20 protein-coding genes are annotated in these 22,892 nt (G+C 45.7%); 3 read left to right on the forward strand and 17 right to left on the reverse strand.

The features are described from left to right. Nucleotides 1-11: 11 nt before the first annotated feature. Together def and priA are read right to left on the reverse strand one after the other, a co-directional pair. The gene (gene def, locus ACYQ3Q_RS05685) at nucleotides 12-464 is read right to left on the reverse strand and encodes a peptide deformylase (RefSeq protein ID WP_459927654.1); all 453 of its coding nucleotides are present in this window, start codon (nucleotides 462-464) and stop codon (nucleotides 12-14) included. 135 nt (nucleotides 465-599) lie between these two features. Beyond that, complete coding sequence (gene priA / locus ACYQ3Q_RS05690) at nucleotides 600-2,894, reverse strand: replication restart helicase PriA (protein WP_459927655.1); 2,295 nt, start codon at nucleotides 2,892-2,894, stop codon at nucleotides 600-602. Between the two features lie 327 nt (nucleotides 2,895-3,221). Here priA and ACYQ3Q_RS05695 point away from each other — a divergent pair, with 327 nt between their 5' ends. Further along, a complete protein-coding gene (locus ACYQ3Q_RS05695) occupies nucleotides 3,222-4,451 on the forward strand; it encodes a solute carrier family 23 protein (protein WP_459927656.1) in 1,230 nt (409 codons plus the stop codon). Between the two features lie 414 nt (nucleotides 4,452-4,865). On the opposite strand, the gene ACYQ3Q_RS05700 is transcribed toward ACYQ3Q_RS05695, so the two are convergent. Next, the gene (locus ACYQ3Q_RS05700) at nucleotides 4,866-5,267 is read right to left on the reverse strand and encodes an ACT domain-containing protein (RefSeq protein ID WP_459927657.1); all 402 of its coding nucleotides are present in this window, start codon (nucleotides 5,265-5,267) and stop codon (nucleotides 4,866-4,868) included. Nucleotides 5,268-5,269: 2 nt separating this feature from the next. Next, nucleotides 5,270-6,565, reverse strand: a complete 1,296-nt coding sequence (locus ACYQ3Q_RS05705) for a phenylacetate--CoA ligase family protein (RefSeq protein WP_459927658.1) — start codon at nucleotides 6,563-6,565, stop codon at nucleotides 5,270-5,272. A 91-nt stretch (nucleotides 6,566-6,656) separates the two neighbouring features. Between ACYQ3Q_RS05705 and ACYQ3Q_RS05710 the strand changes: the two genes are divergently transcribed. After that, on the forward strand, nucleotides 6,657-6,800 hold the full coding sequence (locus ACYQ3Q_RS05710) for an acetolactate decarboxylase (RefSeq protein ID WP_459927948.1): 144 nt from the start codon (nucleotides 6,657-6,659) through the stop codon (nucleotides 6,798-6,800). A 140-nt stretch (nucleotides 6,801-6,940) separates the two neighbouring features. On the opposite strand, the gene metK is transcribed toward ACYQ3Q_RS05710, so the two are convergent. The 8 genes from metK to ACYQ3Q_RS05750 all read right to left on the reverse strand — a co-directional run bounded on the left by metK (nucleotide 6,941) and on the right by ACYQ3Q_RS05750 (nucleotide 15,485). After that, the gene (gene metK, locus ACYQ3Q_RS05715) at nucleotides 6,941-8,131 is read right to left on the reverse strand and encodes a methionine adenosyltransferase (RefSeq protein WP_459927659.1); all 1,191 of its coding nucleotides are present in this window, start codon (nucleotides 8,129-8,131) and stop codon (nucleotides 6,941-6,943) included. Between the two features lie 107 nt (nucleotides 8,132-8,238). Beyond that, entirely contained in the window at nucleotides 8,239-9,435 is a 1,197-nt protein-coding gene (gene coaBC / locus ACYQ3Q_RS05720) for a bifunctional phosphopantothenoylcysteine decarboxylase/phosphopantothenate--cysteine ligase CoaBC (RefSeq protein WP_459927660.1), read from the reverse strand. Nucleotides 9,436-9,439: 4 nt separating this feature from the next. Further along, nucleotides 9,440-9,646 carry a DNA-directed RNA polymerase subunit omega gene (gene rpoZ, locus ACYQ3Q_RS05725; protein WP_459927661.1) on the reverse strand — a complete coding sequence of 69 codons (207 nt, stop codon included), beginning with the start codon at nucleotides 9,644-9,646 and terminating at the stop codon, nucleotides 9,440-9,442. Beyond that, entirely contained in the window at nucleotides 9,646-10,251 is a 606-nt protein-coding gene (gmk, locus tag ACYQ3Q_RS05730; RefSeq protein ID WP_459927662.1) for a guanylate kinase, read from the reverse strand. Before gmk ends, rpoZ begins: the two co-directional genes overlap by 1 nt. A gap of 9 nt (nucleotides 10,252-10,260) precedes the next feature. After that, the gene (gene remA, locus ACYQ3Q_RS05735; protein ID WP_034140263.1) at nucleotides 10,261-10,536 is read right to left on the reverse strand and encodes an extracellular matrix/biofilm regulator RemA; all 276 of its coding nucleotides are present in this window, start codon (nucleotides 10,534-10,536) and stop codon (nucleotides 10,261-10,263) included. A 12-nt stretch (nucleotides 10,537-10,548) separates the two neighbouring features. Next, the gene (locus tag ACYQ3Q_RS05740) at nucleotides 10,549-11,427 is read right to left on the reverse strand and encodes a YicC/YloC family endoribonuclease (RefSeq protein WP_459927663.1); all 879 of its coding nucleotides are present in this window, start codon (nucleotides 11,425-11,427) and stop codon (nucleotides 10,549-10,551) included. 252 nt (nucleotides 11,428-11,679) lie between these two features. Continuing rightward, complete coding sequence (dapF, locus tag ACYQ3Q_RS05745; protein WP_459927664.1) at nucleotides 11,680-12,528, reverse strand: diaminopimelate epimerase; 849 nt, start codon at nucleotides 12,526-12,528, stop codon at nucleotides 11,680-11,682. Nucleotides 12,529-12,746: 218 nt separating this feature from the next. Beyond that, entirely contained in the window at nucleotides 12,747-15,485 is a 2,739-nt protein-coding gene (locus ACYQ3Q_RS05750; protein ID WP_459927665.1) for a calcium-transporting P-type ATPase, PMR1-type, read from the reverse strand. A 160-nt stretch (nucleotides 15,486-15,645) separates the two neighbouring features. Here ACYQ3Q_RS05750 and ACYQ3Q_RS05755 point away from each other — a divergent pair, with 160 nt between their 5' ends. Continuing rightward, complete coding sequence (locus ACYQ3Q_RS05755; protein ID WP_459927666.1) at nucleotides 15,646-17,484, forward strand: Rqc2 family fibronectin-binding protein; 1,839 nt, start codon at nucleotides 15,646-15,648, stop codon at nucleotides 17,482-17,484. A gap of 261 nt (nucleotides 17,485-17,745) precedes the next feature. Here ACYQ3Q_RS05755 and ACYQ3Q_RS05760 read toward each other — a convergent pair whose 3' ends face one another. The 5 genes from ACYQ3Q_RS05760 to ACYQ3Q_RS05780 form a co-directional block, all read right to left on the reverse strand. Continuing rightward, the gene (locus tag ACYQ3Q_RS05760) at nucleotides 17,746-19,236 is read right to left on the reverse strand and encodes an alkaline phosphatase family protein (protein WP_459927667.1); all 1,491 of its coding nucleotides are present in this window, start codon (nucleotides 19,234-19,236) and stop codon (nucleotides 17,746-17,748) included. A gap of 379 nt (nucleotides 19,237-19,615) precedes the next feature. After that, the gene (gene pyrE / locus ACYQ3Q_RS05765; RefSeq protein WP_459927668.1) at nucleotides 19,616-20,233 is read right to left on the reverse strand and encodes an orotate phosphoribosyltransferase; all 618 of its coding nucleotides are present in this window, start codon (nucleotides 20,231-20,233) and stop codon (nucleotides 19,616-19,618) included. Between the two features lie 22 nt (nucleotides 20,234-20,255). Next, nucleotides 20,256-20,966, reverse strand: coding sequence for an orotidine-5'-phosphate decarboxylase (gene pyrF, locus ACYQ3Q_RS05770; protein ID WP_459927669.1), 711 nt, complete (start codon nucleotides 20,964-20,966; stop codon nucleotides 20,256-20,258). Nucleotides 20,967-21,112: 146 nt separating this feature from the next. Next, nucleotides 21,113-22,033, reverse strand: coding sequence for a dihydroorotate dehydrogenase (locus tag ACYQ3Q_RS05775; RefSeq protein WP_459927670.1), 921 nt, complete (start codon nucleotides 22,031-22,033; stop codon nucleotides 21,113-21,115). Continuing rightward, nucleotides 22,020-22,880: a dihydroorotate dehydrogenase electron transfer subunit gene (locus ACYQ3Q_RS05780; RefSeq protein WP_459927671.1), complete on the reverse strand. Its 861-nt coding sequence runs from the start codon at nucleotides 22,878-22,880 to the stop codon at nucleotides 22,020-22,022. Before ACYQ3Q_RS05780 ends, ACYQ3Q_RS05775 begins: the two co-directional genes overlap by 14 nt. Nucleotides 22,881-22,892 lie beyond the last annotated feature (12 nt).

Here is a 22,892-nt window from a genome sequence, read left to right on the forward strand (position 1 = left end):
GAACCTCGCGCTCAGCTTCGATAAGTTTTCTTAGCTACATCGACAAATAAAATTCCTTCAAGATGATCAATCTCATGTTGTAAAGCCCGAGCTAATAAACGGTCTGCATAAATGTCACACATTTCACCTTGACGATTTAAACCCTGGACGCGAACTTTGGCAGCCCTCACAACATCTCCTGTCATTTTCGGTATGCTCAGGCACCCTTCTTCTGCGACGGCCTCTCCCTCTTTTTCCAAAATGACAGGATTGACGAGTTCCACTACCACATCCTCCACTTTAACAATAATCACTCGCTTGGACACTCCAATTTGAGGAGCAGCAATCCCCACTCCTTCGGCAGCCTCCATCGTATCCATCAGATTATCGAGAAGTTTTATGATCGACACATTAATTTCTTTTACCTCTTTCGCTTTTTCACGCAGTACATCCGCACCTATTTCTACAATTTGATACACAGCCATTTTCACTAACCCCTTTCGTTGATCCTATTGTATTTTAGTCATATATCACTTTGCAACATAGGACACTCGCCTCCGATTCTTGGACTTTCACATCTATGTCCGCTGAAATCCATTGATTCACTGCAATTGACCTACTTACATAGATAAAGGATTGACTTCGATGTTCAAAACTATTCCATTGCTAGCAGGACTTTTAAAAAATTGTTGAACTCCTTGATGCAAAAACGCTCTAAGCACGTCTTGCCGAGCTCCTTTGACAGATATCTGCCATCTCCATTGATTTTTAAGCCTGGACAATACAGCAGGAGAAGGCCCTAAAATATCAAAGCCAGTGTTTTTAAATTTAGGATCTTGCATTCCTTGCAGCAAGCAAGCTCCCAAATCATTCGCCCCTTTAATAACTCGATCTTCCTTGTCATGAAGCAGCAAAACCCGAATGATATGGGTGTAAGGTGGGTACTTGCGCTCTTTGCGATAGCGAATCTCCTCCCAAAAGAACCCCTTGTAATCATGCTGAGCTGCCATCACGACTGCACCATCCATTGGAGAATAGGTTTGAATCACAACCTCACCTGGTTTGATACTTCGACCCGCTCGACCGGCAACCTGAGTTAATAGTTGAAACGTTCGTTCTCTAGCCCGAAAATCCGGCATATTGAGGGTTTGATCTGCCGCTATGACCCCTACTAATGTGACATTCGGAAAATCTAAGCCTTTGGCCATCATCTGAGTCCCTACTAAAACCGCGGCTTCTTGTCGACGAAAGCTTTCTAATATCTCTCTATGGGCTTCTCTAGATCGTGTCGTATCAAAATCCAAACGCGAAATAGCAACCTCTGGTAATAAAACCTGTAGTTCCTCTTCGACTCGCTGAGTCCCCTGCCCAAAAAAACGGATATAGCGGCTGCCGCAATTCGGACATGTATGAGGTGGTAGCTCATGATGATTACAATAATGACATCGCATGGCCTGCCCTTGAGTATGATAGGTCAAAGCAATATCACAATTAGGGCAACTGACCACATACCCACATTCTCGGCAAATCACAAAGGTTGAATACCCTCGGCGATTCAGGAAAAGCATCGTTTGCTCACCCCGGGCCAGTCTTTCCTGCAGTTTCTGCTGTAATGATAGGGAAAACATACTCCGATTTCCCGTTTGCAGTTCCATACGCATATCGACGATTTCGACGGTTGGCAAAACACTGGCTCCAATCCGTGAGGACATCGTCAGCATGCGGATTTTACCTGATTGGGCTGCAGCATAGGCTTCAAGAGAAGGGGTAGCACTCCCCAGCAAGACAACACCCTTTCTCTGTTCCATCCGCTTACGGGCAACATCTCGTGCGAGATATTTTGGATTCTCATCTTGTTTATAAGCGCTATCATGTTCTTCATCTAAAATAATCAGACGCAAGTGTGGCAAAGGTGCAAACACTGCAGAACGTGCCCCAATAACAATTCGTTTCCGCCCTGACAAAATATCCTGCCAAGCTTTCATTTTTTCTCTCGGTTGTAAACCCGAGTGCAAGATAATAACTTGCTCCCCAAATTGGGTTTCGAAATATCGGGCTACTTGAGAGGTTAGGGAAATTTCGGGTACCAAAAGAATGGCATCTCCACCTTGAGCTAATACTTGAGTAATTAACTCAAGGTAAACATCGGTCTTTCCACTGCCCGTCACACCATGCAACAAGATAGTTTGAGACGACTCTTCTGCCAGAGCTGTCAGCACATTCCTCACGGCTGTAGCTTGCTCCAAAGTTAATTCATAGGTTCTACCCCTAGGAAAACGCTGATCTTTGACCTCGTTTCCCTCAGGAAAAGCGTTATCCTGTTTATGAGCTACTGGCGATGTTGTACCTGCTCCATGAGGGGACACAAAACGCGTTTCTTTTTTCACCCAACCTTGGTGGAGGAGTTTATCGAGTGTCTCACCAGAAATATCTGCTCTCTTTAAAAAGACTTTTAGGGAAATAGCCTTACTCCTTGCTCTATTTAGCACTGTAATTGCTCGATAAGCTTCCGTATCCATCCATTTTAAAGCCTGTACATCTGAATCCTCAAGCGAGGCAATGAGAATAATCCACTCATCCATCTTTCCTTTAAGAAGCGGCCAAACCGTATGTAAGCTTTGAGCAACTGAACAAATGGTCGTTTGGGCTAACCAATGAGCCAGTTCAATGAGTTCCGGCGGAACAAGACTTCCCTCATCAATAATTTCAATCACTGGTTTAAGAGTGATATTTTCCAGTTCCACCGGCAGATCATTGGTGACATTCACGACGAGCCCTTGTATTTTGCGGTTCTGGAGAAAGACGACAACTCTCATTCCTATCCTTAAACTAAGATACTCAGGAATTATATAATGATAACTTTGATCTAGGCGCCGATTTGCTACATCAACCAGGACTTCAGCATAGCGAAACATCACACGCCTCCTTATTGAAAAATCATCAATACGCTAATGTCAAGATTGGTCAATACATTATACCAAATTCACGCGCACATTACATTTTTATCATATTCTTTCTCATATAAACAATAATTTTAACTCAACAATTTTATGACACAGTTTATTTAGACCCTTGTCAAAATGGAACGAATTATGATATGCTCAATTAAGTTAAATCTTGCACCTTTAAATTAGTCCCGTGAGACTAAGAAGGGAATGGCGAACCATGAATTGACATGGACACCTCTTTCTTGCTTGCGGGCAGGGAAGAGGTTTTTTGTTTAAGAAAGAGGAGGTTATTCTATGTCTACAGAAGTTCAAATTCACGAGAAACTCCCCCTTGCCCAGGCGATCCCTCTCGGCCTACAACATGTCTTTGCTATGTTTGGTGCTACTGTTCTTGTCCCTTTCCTAACGGGTCTTAGCCCTTCGGTGGCTCTCCTTTCTTCAGGGATCGGCACCATAATATTTCTATTATTGACCAATAGTCGGGTTCCTGCTTATTTAGGTTCATCCTTTGCCTACATCGCAGCCTTAACCACCTTTGTCCAGACGAATAACAATCCTGCTGGGGCTATGGGTGGAGTTTTAGCTGTTGGTGTCGTGTATATCGTTCTCTATGTTCTTATGGCTGCTTTTGGAACCAGTTGGATTCACAAGATTGTACCTCCCATCGTTGCTGGTCCAGTCGTTGCCATCATCGGCTTAAGCTTGACCCCAGTTGCTGTTGGCATGGCCTCTAATGATTGGTATATCGCCGCCTTCACCTTAGCTATTGCCGCTTTGCTTTCCGTGTATGCTAAAGGCTTCCTAAAGATCATCCCCATCCTTGTCGCGATCGTTGCTGGATATATTGTCGCAGCAGTCATGGGACTCGTTGATCTAACCGCATTCTATGCCTCCTTTAATCAACTTTTTGTCTTCCCAGTCGCCCTAGGAAGCGATTTTCGACTGCCTAGCCTTGATAAAATGGCGATTTTGGTAATGGCTCCACTGGCTCTAGTTACCATCATCGAAGATTTGGGACATATGATTGTCTTAGGCAACATTACTCATTCTGACCCCATTAAAAAACCAGGCTTTCATCGAGTCCTCCTCGGCAATGGTCTAGCCACAGCCGTAGCCAGTTTCCTCGGCGGCCCTCCCGTTACCACCTACGGTGAGAACATTGGGGTACTTGCCGTAACAAAAGTATACAGCACCTTCAACATCTGGATTGCCGCTATTCTGGCAATTATTTTCAGTATGATTAACCCTTTACAAGCCGCGATCATGTCCATTCCCATTTCCGTCATGGGCGGGGTCACAATCCTCCTCTTCGGGATGATTGGCGCAGCGGGATTACGTACACTCATCGAAGCTAAAGTTGATTTTTCTGATACTAAAAACCTCATCATAGCTTCCGTCATCTTCGCCCTCGGGATTGGCTTAAAAGAACACGGAGTCGCCTGGGCAACCATCGTTGGTATTACCTTAAACCTCGTGCTCAAAGGGGCCCCTGTCGTAGCTTCAAGCTCTGGGAAGAAAGAGTAAAGAAAGAGTAAAGAAAAAGCAGCAAGCAATAATAAATATAGCAAGCGGCTCTTGTTCTAGCAAGAGCCGCTTGTTTTATTCTTCTCACACAATTATGGACATCCTCATTCCATACTCGAGCAAACAGCCCCTAGGACCCAATAATCTTGCTCTAAATCCCAGACAGAGGAAGTTTCTTAGCTTAAGGAACACGATAGTCTCCGGTACGATAGTCTCCGGTGGAGAGTATCGCCGAAGCCGCTGATCCCAAAAGAAACACTTCGCGGCGAAGGATAGAGTATCGCCGAAGCCGCTGATCCCAAAAGAAACACTTCGCGGCGAAGGATAGAGTATTGCCGAAGCCGCGATCCCAAAAGAAATACCTACCGGCGTAGGATGTGCGACTGTGCTAAGATACTTCCTCCCCACTTCCTCCTACCTTACAGGCAAATTAAGCGTCTTCACAGCCTTTTCCATGATCTCCTTGTCCTGAACACGCAGAACAACTTGAGCTTTCTGATCCTTTGCCTCAACAAACGCATACATATACTCCACGATCACATCCTGTTGGACGAGCAGATTGAGTACCTCAGCTAATCCACCCGTGCGATCTGGAACCATTAGAACCCATACCGGGGTTAAGGAAACAACCACTTTTCGTTCACGTAATTTCTCCGCTGTCACTTCAGGTTCATCCACGATAATCCGTAACACTCCATAATCTTTGGTATCTGCTAACGACAGGGCCCTTAAATTTACCTTTAGTTCAGCTAAGAGGCTGATTACCTCAGCCAATCGTCCTTTAGCATTTTCCAGAAAAATAGATAATTGTAACACGTTTACCCCTCCTTATTACGTTTGTCAATAACCCGAATAGCCTTGCCCTCACTTCGCGGTATGCTCTTAGGTTCAACTAAGCGTATGCGGACCGAGATTCCCAAGATTTCTTCTATCCTTTGTTGTAAACGTTGTTGACGGACTTCTAATTCACGGACTTCATCAAAGAAGCTCGTTTCATTAACTTCCACTTGGACTTCTAGTTGATCTAAATTCCCAGCGCGATAAACGACCAACAGATAGTGTGGTTCAAAACCACCCGAAGAAAGAATTGCCTCTTCAACTTGACTAGGAAAGACATTAACTCCCCGAATGATTAACATATCGTCTACTCGAGCTGTAACACGTTCCATTGTCCATCCGATATGTCCGCAAGAACACTTACCATAACGCAACTTGGTCAAATCCTTGGTTCGATAGCGCAAAACTGGAAAGCCCTGTTTTTCTAAGCTGGTAATCACTAGTTCTCCTCGTTCGCCGACAGGGAGTGGATTTCCTTCTCCATCTAAGACTTCCGGATAAAAATGCTCGTCAATATGTAATCCATTTTGGGCTGGACATTCTAAAGCAACACCCGGTCCCATGATTTCGCTGAGTCCATAAATGTCATAAGCTTTGATGCCCAATCGCGTCTCGATTTGTTCTCTCATGCCTTCGGACCATGGCTCTGCACCGAAGACCCCGATTTTCAACTTTAACTCATCACGAGAAATTCCCGATTCCTCTAGACTCTCCGCTAGATATAAAGCATAAGAAGGGGTGCATGCCAATACAGTTGTACCGAAATCCCTCATTAGCATTAGCTGTCGAGCTGTATTTCCTCCAGAAATAGGGACTACTATAGCGCCAAGTTCCTCGCAGCCATAGTGCAGTCCCATCCCCCCTGTAAACAAGCCGTATCCGTAAGCAATTTGGACAACATCTTTTTTTGTTACGCCGACTCGTCTCAGCTCATCGGCCACAATCTTCGCCCATAACGAAATATCCTGGCTAGTATACCCCACAACAGTTGGCTTACCCGTTGTTCCTGAGGAGGCATGAAGACGCACAATATTTTCCATCGGTTCGGCAAAAAGTCCAAAGGGATAATTCTTGCGCAAATCTTCTTTAGTCGTTAATGGAAGTTTCTGAAAATCTCTGAGTGACTTAATATGCGCTGCTTGAGTTATCCCTACAGCACTATAGCTTTCTTGATAATGGGGGATAGGCAATACTCGCTCCACCGTTTTCTGAAGACCCGCTAGCCATTGTTTCTCTGTAGATTCTGTTAACTTAGACACTTTATCTGCTATGTCCATTACCCCATCTCCTACTTTTGCAAAAATTCCACTATTAATTATGCTTATTACTATAACACATTACCCTCAGAGCGCAATTATATGATCTAATATACTATCAAAAGAAAGTGATACTCTATATCAGGTTTCTACTATTAATTCACTTCTTGCAGGAAATTATGATGGATTTCAAAGTGTCGGTAAATTGAAGGAAAATGGTGACATTGGAATTGGTACCTTTGATATGCTAAATTAAGTGTTTCAGGGGCAATCAGCGATATTAAAAAAGAAATTGATAAGGTGGAAAAGTAGTGGGCAAAGCGGGAGCCCCACATCAATATCTCTCAATACTAACGTGGGACTCCTTCTAACAGTCTGACTTTTAGGGTTATAGGCCTACAGTCCTGCAAGTTTCCGCAGGACTTCCACCTTATCTGTTCTTTCCCAAGGAAGATCGAGATCAGTTCTGCCGAAGTGCCCATAGGCGGCTGTCTGATGATAGATTGGACGACGGAGATCTAAAGCCTTGATAATTCCAGCAGGCCTTAGGTCAAACGTCTGCATAATAAACTCCACAATCTTAGTATCGGCAATTTTAGCAGTTCCAAACGTCTCAATAGAAACAGATACCGGGCGGGCTACACCAATGGCATAGGCAATTTGTAATTCGCAACGGTCAGCCAACCCAGCAGCTACAACGTTTTTTGCCACGTATCGTGCAGCATAAGCAGCTGAACGGTCAACCTTTGTGGGGTCCTTGCCAGAGAAAGCGCCGCCGCCATGGCGTGCCATCCCGCCATAAGTGTCCACAATGATTTTACGTCCCGTCAGGCCGCAATCCCCTTGAGGACCACCAATCACGAAACGTCCCGTCGGGTTAATAAAATACTTCGTATCTTCATCAAGTAGTTCTTTGGGAACTGTTGGGTACACAACATATTGAAGTAAATCGCGGCGTATTTGGTCTTGAGTTACATCTGGATGATGCTGAGTAGAGATTACGATGGTATCTACCCTAATCGGTTTGTTGTCCTCGTATTCTACAGTCACCTGGGTTTTCCCATCCGGACGCAAATAGTTTAAAAGATCTGATTTACGCATCTCACTAAGCCGACGTGCTAAACGGTGAGCTAAATCGATGGGAACTGGCATGTAGCTTTCGGTTTCATTCGTTGCATAGCCGAACATCATTCCTTGGTCACCGGCTCCGATCGCTTCAATATCACTATCGCTCATATCCCCCGTTTTCGCTTCCAAGGCCCGATCCACGCCCAGAGCGATATCCGCAGATTGTTCTCCGATTGAGGTTAAGACAGCGCAAGTATCGGCGTCAAAGCCATATTTGGCACGGGTATACCCCACTTTCCGGATTGTTTCCCGTACCACATGTGGAATATCCACATAACACGAGGTTGTAATTTCACCAGCGACAAGAACTAATCCAGTCGTAACAGTTGTTTCACAAGCCACTCGGGCATTTGGATCTAAGGCAAAAATCGCATCCAAAATAGCATCTGAAATCTGGTCACAGATCTTATCCGGATGCCCTTCTGTCACAGACTCTGATGTAAATAATTTTCTGACCAATTATTTCACTCCTTTGTTTTTACCAAATGAGCTGTTTAAGTTCGGGTGGCATAAGTGCAACCAAAGACTTCCGCCTCGCCCGTGGCTTGGCACAAGTCAGGTTTTCTTTATACGCCGAGGAGGTTGGCAATTTCACCCACGAGATTCCGTGCAACCTCCAGTTTGCTCATTTGAGGAAAATCTATTCTTCTCCCATCGGGAAAGAGAAAACTGACAATGTTTGTTGGACTACCAAAGCCGGCTCCCTGCTTGGTAACATCGTTAGCTACCAAGAGATTGACGTTCTTTCTGAGCATTTTACCTTGGGCATTCGCTAGGAGATTCTCCGTCTCCGCCGCAAACCCAATTAAAATTTGAGATGTTTTCTTACGCCCAAGTTCCGCTAGTATATCAGGGTTAGGAACTAACTCTATCGTACGCTTTGTCCCATCCTTTTTAATCTTTTGCTCAGCAAGAACCGCCGGTCGATAATCCGCTACGGCTGCTGCTTTGATAACAACATCTACCTCAGGGAACCGCTCCAAAACTGCATCGTACATTTCTAGAGCTGTCTGCACTGATACCCTTGTCACTCCCTGCGGAGTTGGTAAATCCGTAGGTGCACTAATTAGAACTGTCTCCGCGCCTACCTCTTGTAAGGCCTGAGCAATAGCATATCCCATTCGTCCAGAACTTCGGTTGCCCAGATAACGCACAGGATCAAGCGGTTCTTGCGTTCCTCCAGCCGTCACAAGCACCTTCTTACCCTTCAACCAATCCGATCCAGAAAAAAACTGTGCTAAAGACTCCACGATCTCGATCGCTTCACTCATGCGACCAACCCCTTCTGTGCCACACGCTTGAAAACCAGTGCCAGGGCCTATGATCTTTATCCCGCGCTCTTGGAGACGTGTCAGGTTAGCTTGAGTGGCCGGATGATGATACATGGCCTGGTTCATGGCCGGTGCCACAAAAATGGGCACTCGTGTTGCCAATAGAACCGTTGAAAGAAAATCATCGGCTAAGCCAGTTGTCATCTTAGCTAATATATTGGCCGTGGCCGGAGCAACTATGACTGCATCGACATGCTCTGCCAGGGCGATATGCTCCACATTCCAACGCTTCGGTTCGTCAAACATGTCTACGCACACTGGGTTTGCCGAAAGGCTCTGCAGTGTAAGGGGAGTTATAAATTCTGTCGCAGATTTTGTCATCGCCACATGGACTTCAGCGTTCAATTTGCGTAAGCGGCTAACAACTTCTGCCGCTTTGTAAGCTGCAATTCCACCGGTGACCCCGACAAGGATTTTCCTCCCAGTAAACATAATATTACACTCCCTCTTCAGGGGTACATTCATAGCTAAATTTTGAGTGCGAAATCTCCTCCAATGATATACTCACTGGCTTTATACCCTTAGCTAAATCTTCATGCTTAGCTTCTTCCATAATCGTTCGCGCCCGTTTAGCAACCACGATGACTAATGTATACTTGCTATCGACCTTACCCATAAGCACATCAAGTGACGGTTGTTTCATTAAAATTCCCCCTTAAAAACAAACGGTTTTCGTTTAACCCGGCATTTTTCTGCCACTAAAATACTCTTAAGTTTATCGACAGCCACAGGAACTTCATCATTAATGACTACATAGTCATACTCACTCACATACTCCAGTTCCTGTATTGCGGTGGCTAAGCGTTTCTGAATGACATCCTCCGTCTCAGTCCCCCGCTTGTGAATGCGTTCAGCTAGAATATCCAAAGAAGGTGGGACAATAAACGTAAAGACACCTTGAGGAAACCGCTTTTTGACTTGTAAGGCACCTTGAATTTCGATCTCTAAAATGACATCCTGTCCTTCTTGTATCGCTTGTTCAACAGCAAATCGTGGCGTTCCATAATAATTATCGCAAAATGATGCCCATTCTAATAATTCATCCCCAGCAATCAAGGCTTCAAATTCTGTCTGTGGGCGAAAAAAATAATGAATTCCTTCCACTTCACCAGGGCGAGGCGACCGCGTCGTCATAGAGACAGAATATTTTAAATTGGGTACCTGGCGAAGCAATTCTTGGCAAAGCGTCCCCTTGCCCGCTCCAGAAGGGCCTGAAAGAATGATTAATAATCCATGACCTTTTTCCACACTACACCCCTAATCTGCTGGGTCTTCAGCGTGAGTAGTTGACTCTTTCGCAGAAAGACGGTGAGCCACAGTTTCAGGCTGGACGGCAGAAAGAATCACATGATGGCTGTCACAGATAATCACGGCACGTGTACGCCGTCCATAAGTAGCATCGATCAGCATACCTGTATCTCGAGCTTCTTGGATAATACGTTTTATCGGGGCGGATTCCGGACTCACAATGGATATAATTCGATTGGCAGAGACAATATTGCCAAACCCTATGTTAATGAGCTTAATGTCCACGTTGATCCTCCATTACTCTAAGTTTTGGATTTGCTCGCGAATCTTTTCCAATTCAGTTTTGACACTAACCACCTGTTGGCCAATCCTTAAATCATTCGCTTTAGACCCAATAGTATTGATTTCGCGATTCATTTCTTGAACTAAAAAGTCCAGTTTACGCCCGACCGGATCTTGACTTCCCAAGGCTTCCCGACCTTGAGCTAGATGACTGTCAAAACGAACCAACTCTTCCGTGATCGAGGCACGATCTGCAAAATATAAAACTTCGTTTGCTAATCGAGCCCCATCCAATTCAACCTCGCCCGAGATTGTCTGAAGTCGTTCCTGTAAACGTTCTTGGTAATCTGTTACGACAAACGGTGCGCGCTCAGCTATTGTCTGCAGATGCTCACTGATGAGATCGAGCCTTTGAAGTAGATCAACTGTTAACTTTCCTCCTTCAGTACGGCGCATTTGCCCGAATCCTTCAGATGCCTTAAAAAGGGCTTCGGCACATACCCCCCATAAAGCATCTAGATCGATGACAGGCTCCTCAACCGAGAGAACCTCTGGTAAAGAGACTAAACGGTAAATATCTGTTTCATACGCTGTATGTAGAGCTAAAGAGAGATCTTTCAATGTCTTATCATACGACAGTGCCAAATCATTGTCAACCTTCGCCAATCTCTTTCGTCCTTCTGTTTCCACCACATTTAGATAGACTTCAATCCGACCGCGTTGGTACTTTTCTTGAAGCATTTTTCGGATCCGCTCCTCAAAGCTACTATAGTTACGCGGGGTCCTTACCACCATCTCCAAAAACCGATGATTAACAGATTTGAGTTCGATTGATACTTGATAACCACTTCCACTAGCCTCTCCGCGACCAAAACCAGTCATGCTATTTGCCATATGCTACCCGGAATGAGCACCGGTCATCCGGGTTTCTTCACCTCTTTATTATTTATTTAATTCACTTTCACTAATTCACAATGCTTCTTTCTAATATTATACCAAATCCGCGACATATTACCTATGACCCTAATGCATGATGGGGCTGTAACAAACTAAAACTAAGTTTGTTACAGCCCCATCCTTAAGACTTCTACTACGCAGCCGAAACTTCCCACCCATTAATCTGCACTTTTTCAATGACAAGCTCTCTTATTCCTTTGGCTCCAGCCATTCACCCTTAAACGCGTAAGCCGCAGGTCCAGTCATATACACGTGGTTATCTGATCCCCATTCAATAAATAGGTCTCCACCGGGCAGATGTACAGTGACCGCACGCTCAGTTTTCTGATTAAGCACGGCGGCAACGGTAGATGCGCAGGCACCTGTCCCGCAGGCCAACGTTGGTCCAGCACCTCGTTCCCAAACTTTCATGGTCAATTCCCGAGGAGAATTGACTTGGATAAATTCCACATTGGTTTTACGTGGAAACAACGAATGCTTCTCAATTGCCGGTCCAACACGATCAAAGTCCAGTGTGCTAAAATCATCGACAAAGATAACACAGTGCGGATTTCCCATCGATACAGCAGTATATAAGAACGTTTCTCCTAAGACTTCAAGACTCTGCCCCACGACTGGTTCCCCTTGACCTAGAACAGGAATCAGGTCTGAACGCAAAATGGGCTCGCCCATATCCACCTTCACTCCCTGAACTTGAGCCTTTTCGATAAAGAGATTAAGCTTCAAGACACCCGCAAGAGTTTCCACGAGGATTGGATCATGAATCACAATGCCAAGATCGTAGACATATCTCGCAGTACAACGTATAGCATTCCCACACATCTCAGGTTCCGATCCATCTGGATTAAAAATTCGCATCTTAGCATCCGCGACTTGCGAAGGTAAGATAACCGCTAATCCGTCCCCTCCAATTCCAAATTGACGGTGGCAGAGCTTCTTGGCTAACTCCGGGTAATCCACTTCTCCGTCCGGTGTAACCGAAAAATGGTCTAGAAAGACAAAATCATTTCCTAGACCATGCATTTTAATGAATTCCATTCGTATTCCCCTCTCTGAATTTTGATCTGTTAAGCGATTTTGAGGTTCGAATATCAAATTTTGCCTCTCGATGGTTTAAGCTAAACTACAGATGGAGTTCACTCCATCTGTAGTTAGTTTCTATATCCTACGCAATATCTCATTAAAAGAATACTACGCCAGGTGAAGTGGGTCAACCTTTTAACCAAGTATACACGAGGGATTGTCGAGATTCGCATTTATCCCTTAACGATAGCTGGTTTACCTTGCCAACTGAGCTTAATGAACCGAGCAAATCCGATCAGAACGGATGGTCCACCGGCCACACATAGAATTAAAATCCATTGCCAACTAACTAACGGTGCGGTCTTAAAGATGGCTTGTAAAGGCTCAAGATAGATTACGCAGAGCTGCATGATAGTAGAGATCATCACCGCTCCTACAAGATAGAGATTTGAGAAGAGGCCCACTTCAAAAATACTACGTTCCTCTGACCGACAATCAAAAACATGGAACAATTGGGAAAACACCAGCGTTGTAAAGGCCATAGTCCGGGCACCCAGCATATTGACCCCCATGAAAAGTGCCACTACAAATACGAAGAGAGTTCCTAGTCCAATGAATGTACCTCTGACTGCAATTTTTCTGGCCAACCCCCGCGCAAAAATACTCTCTCCGGGGACCCTTGGTGGACGGTTCATAATGCCTGGTTCAGCTCCATCTACCCCTAAGGCCATCGCAGGTAAGCCGTCAGTTACTAGATTAACCCATAGTATTTGAATCGGTAATAAGGGAAGTGGTAACCCCACGAGCGTCGCTAAGAACATCGTCAGGACTTCTCCTAAATTGCAGGAAAGTAAATAGCGAATAAACTTCCGAATGTTGTCGTAGATTCCTCGCCCCTCTTCCACTGCAGCTACGATTGTCGCAAAATTATCATCACCTAGAACCATTGATGAAGCTTCCTTCGTCACATCCGTTCCCGTTTTACCCATGGCTACCCCAATATCCGCCTCTTTGACTGCCGGAGCATCATTAACCCCATCCCCAGTCATAGCAACCACTTGTCCCCGCTTTTTATAGGCACGTACGATTCTGAGTTTATCTTTCGGGGTCACTCGGGCAAAAACGGAAATATCCATAATTCGCTCACTTAAATCCCGATCAGACGTCTGCTCCAGTTCTGCTCCGGTTATGACCCCCCCGCTCGAACCGCGGAAAATTCCTAATTCATGAGCGACGGCTTCAGCGGTTAGGCGATGATCTCCCGTGATCATGACTGGTTTAATCCCAGCTTGTCGACAGACTCTAATCGCTTTTACTGCACTGGCTCGCGGTGGATCAATCATTCCCAACAGCCCGACAAAGGTCAAGCCATGTTCTACGTTCTCATCGAGCGGCTCGGAATCTGATAATGGTTTTTCAGCAACTGCTAGAACCCTAAGAGCATGCCGTGCCATGTCGTCGTTGGCCCGCATGATATTTTTCTTGCGTTCAGCGGATAGCTCTACAACTCCCTGCCCAGTCAACTCCTTCTGGCAAAGTCGTAACACCATATCGGGCGCCCCTTTAACATAGGCCTTGCGCCCCTGCTTCGTCTGATAGACAACGCTCATCCTCTTGCGATCCGAATCAAAGGGCAACTCGCCAATCCGCTCTTGTTTGCGTTCCAAAACCTCTCGCCAGATCCCAGCCTTCGCAGCAGCCACTAAAATAGCGCCTTCAGTAGGATCTCCCTCGATGCCCCAAGGGGCATCCTTTCCTTTGGAACGGAAGAGGCCAGCAACTTGTACTCCCTTCTTTGTCAAGATGGAATTATTGCAAAGTGCTGCGATCTTTAACCCGGCGTTGAGGGGATCCCGTTCTTTTTCTGGATTCGCACCCTGGAACTCACCTTTGGGATCGTACCCTTCACCTGAAACTGTAATCTTTCGTCCATCTGAATAGATTAGGCGTACTGTCATTTCATTCTGGGTCAAGGTCCCCGTTTTATCCGAACAAATCACCGTTGCACACCCCAACGTCTCAACAGCTGGCAGTTTCCGAATGATCGCTTGCCGCTTAACCATTCGTTGAACTCCTACTGCCAAAGCAACGGTAACAATAGCCGGCAGACCTTCTGGGATAGCTGCTACAGCCAAGGAAACTCCTGTGAAAAACATCTTATAAAAGTCCTCACCTCTTAAGACCCCTGTAACCACCACAGCAGTACAGACCAGAAAACTGATCAGGACCAACCATTTACCGAGTTCCGCTAAACGCTTCTGCAAAGGGGTTTCTTCATTTTCTACATTTTGGATCATGTCGGCAATGACGCCCATCTCCGTTTCCATCCCAGTCGCTACGACTACCCCTGCCCCTCGACCGTTCACGATAGAAGTCCCCATATATCCCATATTTTTCCGATCTGCCATGGGGGTTAATTCCTCCTGAAGTGGAGAAATACTTTTGCCCACAGGATGAGATTCCCCCGTCAAAGCTGATTCTTCCACTTGTATGTTGACTGCCTGAATCCAACGCAAATCCGCCGGAATACGATCTCCGGTTTCCAAAAGCACAATATCTCCAGGCACAACATCTGCTGCTGGAATCCGTTGTTCCATACCTTCCCGCAACACTCGCGCCTCTGGAGCCGTGAGGGAGCGCAGCGATTCCATGGAACGCTCCGCGCGAAACTCCTGCACAAAACCTAGAATGGCGTTAATCATTAAAATTGCCAAGATCGTGATGGCATCCGCGATCTCACCTAATAGCCCTGAGACTACAGTGGCCGCTAGTAAAACTAGCACCATAAAATCCTTAAATTGTCCCAGAAACAAAAACACAGGATGCGTCCCTTTTTTTACCGCTAAAACATTCTTTCCAACCTCCTGTAATCGGTTACGCACTTCTTTAAGATTTAACCCTTTTGCCGGATGTACATCCAACGCCTTGGCCACGTCAAGCCAAGGCAGCACATGCCACGCCTGTTGCCGCATGCCCTTTTTCCTCCTTTTCCTGCATCGTGCATCGCACATCGCACAAATGGCTTTGTCCCTTTTGTAGTACATGCTTATTCCCTAAAGTATGGAAAAATGCCTCAGTAAAACAAGTGTGTTATACTAAAAAGGGGATTCTCTATAGAAAGGATGTCATCACATGGCCTTAGACGGTGTTACCCTCGCCTATCTCGTAAATGAACTTGCTCCACAACTCATCGGAGCACGTATCGATAAAATTCATCAACCCGAAAAAGATGAGATTCATCTCCAATTGCGTCAACAGGGATCTAGACGCCTTCTGCTTAGTACCAGTGCCACTTCCCCCCGCTTTCACCTCACTCAAGAAAACAAAAAAAATCCACCTTCTCCCCCCATGTTTTGTATGATTCTCCGCAAACATCTAGAGGGTGGTAAAATCATTGACCTGCACCAAAAAGATCTGGAACGTGTTGTGGCCTTCGAAATTCAAAATTACAACGACCGTGGCGATTTAGTTTCGTTGCATCTACATTTAGAAATTATGGGAAAACACAGCAATCTTATTCTCGTTGACCCAACCACGAATACGATCCTTGACGGACTTAAACGATACTCACATGTCCTAAGCCAATACCGCGAGGTTTTACCCGGTCGCGCTTATCTCTCTCCTCCTTCGCAGGAAAAACAACCGCCTCTAGCAGATGAAGAACTCTGGCGAGAGACCCTTTACCAAGAAGATCTAGATCATTCCATAACCGGTATCCTTCTCGCCCGCTTTGCCGGGATCAGCCCAGAATTGGCCCGTGAAATGGTAATTCAAGCGGGATTGAATCCAGAAATCCTCCTCCACCAGTGCGGTGACATCGATTGTTCACGGCTTTTCCAAGCCTACCGTAAGTTAGGCAATCCTGAGGAGAATCCCGAAATTCAACCCTGCCTTTACTATAATCCCCTACCGGAAAACAAACTCATCGCCTTTAGTTTTACCCCTTTTCAACAATATCAAGAATTAAGAAGGGAACACGTCCCTTCAATAAATGACGCAGTCCAGATCTTTTATCAGTCAAAATCCAGCAACAACTCGCTTGAATCGAAACGGGGCTCTCTAAGAAAGATTGTCCAAGAAAAACATGCCCATTTCACTAAGAAGCTTAAAATCTATGAGGAGGCCCTACTCAACGCTAATTCAAGCCTCAACTACCAAAAGTGGGGAGAACTGTTGACTGCGAATCTCTACCGCATCCCCCAAGGATCAGTCGAAACCTCTGTGGAAGATTATTTTGATCCCAACCTCACTAGCATAGTCATTCCGCTCAATCCTCATATCAGTGTCATTGACAACGCCCAGCACTACTACAAACTTTATAACAAAGCAAAAGCCACCTTGCTCAAGACAAAGTCGCTCAAAGAAACCACACTTGATGAAGTTCAATACCTAGCTTCATTACGAGTCAATTTGGATCAAGCCTCCAGCCTTGCTGAGCTGAATGAAATCCATATTGAACTAGTCGGACAAGGGTATGTGACTGGAAAGCATTTGAAAAGAAGTACCCTGAAACTAAAAAAAGGCCGCCCCCAGGGAAATGCCAAATCTAAAGCAAAATCTCCTAAGGAGGTTCCTCAGCCCCGCGTCTATCGCTCCAGTCAGGGCAAAAGTATCTTTGTCGGTAAAAATAATGCTCAAAACGATTGGCTCTCGTTGCGCAAAGGAAAACCCAATGATCTATGGCTCCATGTCAAGCAAATTCCAGGTTCTCACGTCCTCGTTCCCCTCGAGGATGGAGAAGAATTTCCAGACGACACCACCCTTGAAGAAGCAGCGGCCCTGGCAATCTATTACAGCCAAGCTCGTGGTTCTTCCCAAGTCCCTGTCGACTACACACATGTCAAACAGTTAAAGAAGCCTAACTCAGCTAAACCCGGAATGGTGATCTATGATCAGAACTGGACCTTATACCTGACTCCTAAACCGGAGATCTTAGAAAAGTTGCTGGCCAGCGAAGAGATATTAGAGTGAACTCGTTCAACTAAAGTTGAACATTGAGTCTTCGGTGGGGGACTCTACCCCCACCGAAGCGGAGCCGGGGGTACCACTCCCACTTGTAGAAGTGGGAGTCTTACGATTGGATAAAAGTGATCTCAGTGTACATGACTAGGAGCAGAAATCTGTAACGATTTCTGCTCCTTTCTTAATTATTAGAGTTGACATTCTATCGCAAAATGTTATACATCGTGTCAATTGTTACTTCTCCTAAATAACTACTTATTTACTTTACACTTATCGACCTAATCCAAAGTGCTCGAGAATCACTGAATATAAATCAACAATCCGTGGGTGCTTCAAACTGACCGGCATTCCAGAAATAATCATCGGCACTGTCGAATCCTCTTGTTCAAGGGAGCCGTGGCTCCCTCCGCCCGGATGAATGGGTGCACCGACAGCAAAATATTCATATCCCGATGCCGCCGAAACAACAACACGACTTCCGCTCCGCGCTTCAAGGGCTGATCTCAAACGATTAAATGCATCCGGGTACTTGCCAAATTCGATGAGTTTTTGGTCTGCTTCTTGGGCATCGACCACAGACAGATCCCCTTCAAAAGACCATAATTGACCGTAAACGTCTTGATAAGGGCCTATGCGCGAAAAGTAAAGTTGTTTTTCCGTTCCGCCTTGAAGAACACAATATCTATTTTCAGACACTTTCCATGCGATTTGGGCATTGCGCGGATCTTTCGCTAGAATGCCCACCACTTCTGGTAAAATCTCGTTTTTACGCTGGAGCAGGTAAATAAAAGCCATACGTTCGTTCGGACAAATGGCAATCTCTTTGCTATTGTCATCTCCACTTGCTTCTTCTGTAGCCTTTAAGCGCTGAAACGACTTTAACGCATAATCTAAGTCGATCAGATATTCTTTACCTAACCCAACCGTCGACTGAGCATGGTCTCCAGTAACGATAATGACATTTTCCTCTAAGGCTTTTTCCCACGAACTAAACTCATCAAGGACCAGAGCGATTTGTTGGTCTGCACGCTCGATTGAAGGCCCTGAGCGCAAAGGACCGTATTGGTGTGAATATTTATCATTATCCGGGAAATAAACCACTGTGAAATCTGGCTGCTTCTTTTCGCGGACCAGCTGAGCAGTTATCATCCCAGAAAAAACATCATTGACTCCGAAACGATGAAAAGGCCCTATCGGATAACTCACAGGCCATCCGTAGAAAGGCGGATGGATGAGTTGACCAAGGGTCAAGTGTGCTGGTCCTGAAACTTGTTCTTGTTTTAAACGAAAACCCGTCGCCAAAGAAAGCAAAAAGGGGATTTTTGCTTTGTAACGGTGTGTAGCCCGATGCATGAAAAAGTTAATGTTACCAGAACTATATCCGCCTGCTTCCAGTTCTTCATACAAAGTCGGCGTTTTTGAATTAAGGTGCTCCTCATTAAGCCTAATTAACAGGTTGCGAAGTACTTGCTGCGGACCAATTTTTAAAACGCTTTGCCAAGTCGCTCCATAATCTACAATCTTCCGTATCTCCTCGTTGTACCAGATAAAACCAGGAACTCCATGTTGATCAGGCCAAGTGCCCGTGATCATGGAACTTGTGGCGACAGGGGTCATGGTAGGAAAAGCGGAGATAACTTGATCAAAGTAAGTTCCGTGTTTTGCAAGAAAGCTCAAAGCAGGGGCATTTCCTTCCGAAAGGATCCTGGCCAAGACCACAGGATGAAGGGAGTCAATGACAAATAGGATTACCTTCTTCACGATCAACCCCCTCTCTGAAAACTAAATCACTTCATTATATCAAACTATCTTCATCATATCGCCCATTGTTTGTCTGATTGCCATGAAGTACATTGAACTTATAAATATTGATCATAGTGGACCTTTTTCTATCCCTTCATTATTCGCTTTAATCCAATATATACCTCTTACTCTGGAAATAACTTCAGTTTTTATAGAATCGTATAATATCCCCGAAAAAGACATCCACCAAGTAATAACCACTTCTTAAATTCCTACGAATTTCGGTTAATTCAGGTTGTTCTTAAAGGGTTAAGGGTTGTAACAAATGATTTTTTCAGTTTGTTACAACCCTCTTTTAAGTGAACCTTTAACCTCTTCAATAGAATTTAACAACTACCTAAAGCTTTCTACTTCCCGGTTTGATCGCAGGAATCCCTTGAGCGCAAAGCGGGCATTGCTGAGCTTCATAGGCTTGGATTTCTAATTGAATAATCGAACTCTGTGGCAGGCCGAAATCTACCGTTCCTCCAGTTCGATCCACTAGCACACCAACCCCGACAGGGATAGCCTCAAATTCTCGGACAACCGAGAGCACCTCACGGACAGATCCACCCGTTGTGATCACATCTTCAACTACTAAGACACGTTCCCCTAGGGAAAGCGTAAACCCTCTCCGCAAACGCATAATCCCATTTTCTCGTTCTGTAAACAAAGACCGAACTCCTAAAGCTTTAGCAACTTCATGAGACACTAAAATCCCACCTGTGGCGGGTCCAATCACGGTTTGAATCTCCAGGTCACGAAATGCTGAAGCTAAGCCCTCAGCTAAAATAGCTGCCCGATCCGGGTATTGAAGAACTTGAGCACACTGCATGTACTGGGCACTGTGCTTTCCTGAAGTTAAGAGAAAATGTCCTTCTAATAAGGCTGAGCTTTTTCTAAATATGTCAAGGTATTGATCAGCACTTAAGGGTGCCTTACCTAGCTTAAATTCTGTATTTGATTCGTTATTCATGCTTAGTATTTCTCTCCTTTTCCTACTGTACCCAAAGTCGTTCTAAGGCCTGACGAGGATCCTCAGCTCGGGTAATTGGCCTCCCGACCACGAGATACGAACTTCCCGCTGCCAAGGCTTCAACCGGGGTCAAAACCCTCATTTGGTCATGCGCTTCACTCCAGGCCGGACGTATTCCTGGTGTTACAATCAGAAACTCGGGGTTGGTAATCTGCCTTATCTCTCTCGCCTCCATAGCAGAAGCGACAACTCCATCGAGTCCTGCCTTGGTTGCTAATTTTGCGAGGGAGACGACATGATCTCTAAGATTTCGTTGTATCCCCATCTCTTCACTGAATTGACTTTCTGAGATACTCGTCAGGACTGTAACCCCAATCACTTTAGGAACACGCTCCAGCTTACTTCCTTCTTCCCGTACTGCGTAAGCAGCCCTAGCCATCATATCATACCCGCCGCTACAATGGACATTGATCATGTCCACACCGCACTGAACAAATCCGCGAATTGCCCGTTCCACTGTGTTAGGAATGTCATGGAGTTTGAGGTCTAAAAAGATAGGAAATCCCATAGTTTTTAGCTCTTGAATCATCGCTGGACCGGTATAGGAATACAGTTCTAACCCCACTTTGAGCCAACAGCCACTGCCTTGGAGTACCCTAGCTAAGGCTAAGGCTTCCTCACGCCCTGGAACATCAAGAGCTACCATGACCCGATTATTTTTTGTGACATCCAAAAACGATTACCTCCGTTTCAACTAGCTAGAATTTATCTAATTTCCCGGACCCCGATTTTTAAGTAAGTGAAGGTAAATTCTTCGTAAACTTCAGGTGGAGTATTATCCTCTTTGCCATGAAGTGTTCCTATGTAGAAGCTAACTCACTAAGACTTATGCGCCAATCCTGTTAATTCACCCACGGAAGCAATTCCGTGTTTTTCGCAGTAGTCTTGGATTCCCTGGAGGACCTCCAGGGGAGCCTGGGGATTAACAAAATTGCCCGTACCGATGCTTATAGCAGTCGCTCCAGCCAAAAGGAATTCCACAGCATCCTGCCAGGAAGTGATCCCCCCCATACCGATGATCGGCAAATCGATCGCTTGAGAAACTTGCCAAACCATACGGACAGCAACTGGTCGAATTGCAGGCCCAGAAAGCCCGCCAAAGGTATTGGCTAGAATGGGACGCTGTCGTTCAAGGTCAATACACATTCCTAATAGGGTGTTAATCAGTGAGACGGCATCCGCTCCCCCACGTTGCACTGCACGGGCCATTCCCACAATATCAGTGACATTAGGTGAAAGCTTGGCGATAATTGGGAGATCGGTCTCTGCCTTCACTGCTGCGATCACCTCTTCAGCGCTCTGAGGGTCCGTGCCAAAATGCATTCCGCCATGTTTGACATTGGGACAGGAAATATTGACTTCGAGGGCAGCTAACCCTGAATCCCTCTGCAAGGCCCGCGCCATCTGAGTGTAATCTTCTATCGAAAAACCAGAGATGTTGGCAATGATCGCCGTCGGCAATTTGCGCACCTTGGGAAGATAGGACTTAAGAAATTCCTCAAGTCCAGGATTTTCAAGACCGACTGCATTCAATAACCCTGCCGGAGTTTCCGCTAACCGAGGAACGGGATTTCCCAGTCGTGGCAAAGGAGTAATCCCTTTCAAGGTTATTCCACCCAAAGCTTCGACTGGACAATACGCAGCGTACTCCTCTCCAAAACCATAAGTCCCTGAACAGGTAAGGATCGGATTTCTTAATAGGATACCCGCCAGCTCAGTCCTTAAATCAACAGGACACATCCCAGACCACCTCCTTGCCCCGAAAAACCGGTCCATCCAGACAAACTTTCCTATGCATCAAAGTGCCCGCTTCGTCCTTCAGAGTACATACACATCCTAAACAGGCTCCTACAGCACATCCCATACGTTCTTCCAGCGAAACTTCCACGGGAACCCCAAAGTTCATACCTAGTTCCGTCACTGCCTGCATCATCCTGTGAGGACCGCAAGTGGCGACATTTATCTTGCCACTCATACTCGTATGTAGCTTATGTTGCATCTGCCCCTGCCCAGTTAACTTCGATAATTGTTCCTGTACTTGAACCGTCACGAGCCCTTTTTGACCTAGACTTCCATCCATTGTACTGAGATGTATCGGAAGCCCCAGCGCTTGCCATGAGGATAGTCCTGCACTTTCAAGGAAGGATTGATTGTCTCCCCCCCAAAACAAACGCACGGATAACCCTTGGGCAAGCGCGCTTTGAGCTAAAGGATAAAGCGGGAATATCCCAATCCCTCCCGCAATCAACCACAATTCCCCTTCATCCGGTAAGGAAAAGCCCTTCCCTAAGGGACCCATAATGCTGAGACGCTCTCCACATCCAGCACGCGCTAAGATTTCAGTTCCTCTACCAACAACTCGATAGAGTAAGGTGATTTCATCGCGCTCAGGAGAAATTTCCGCCAAGCTAATGGGCCGCCGCAATAAAGGATCATATGATGTAAGTGCTGGATCCTGAACTCTAATGGCTACAAATTGTCCCGCTTGCGCGTTTTTGGCAATCGGCCCCTTCAGAACCAGTCTCCTAAGCTTTTGATCTTCGTCTCCGAAGCGTTCATGAACAACCACTTGTCCTTCCGTAAGCATGGCAACCTCCCT

The organism is Desulfosporosinus burensis (assembly GCF_054657535.1).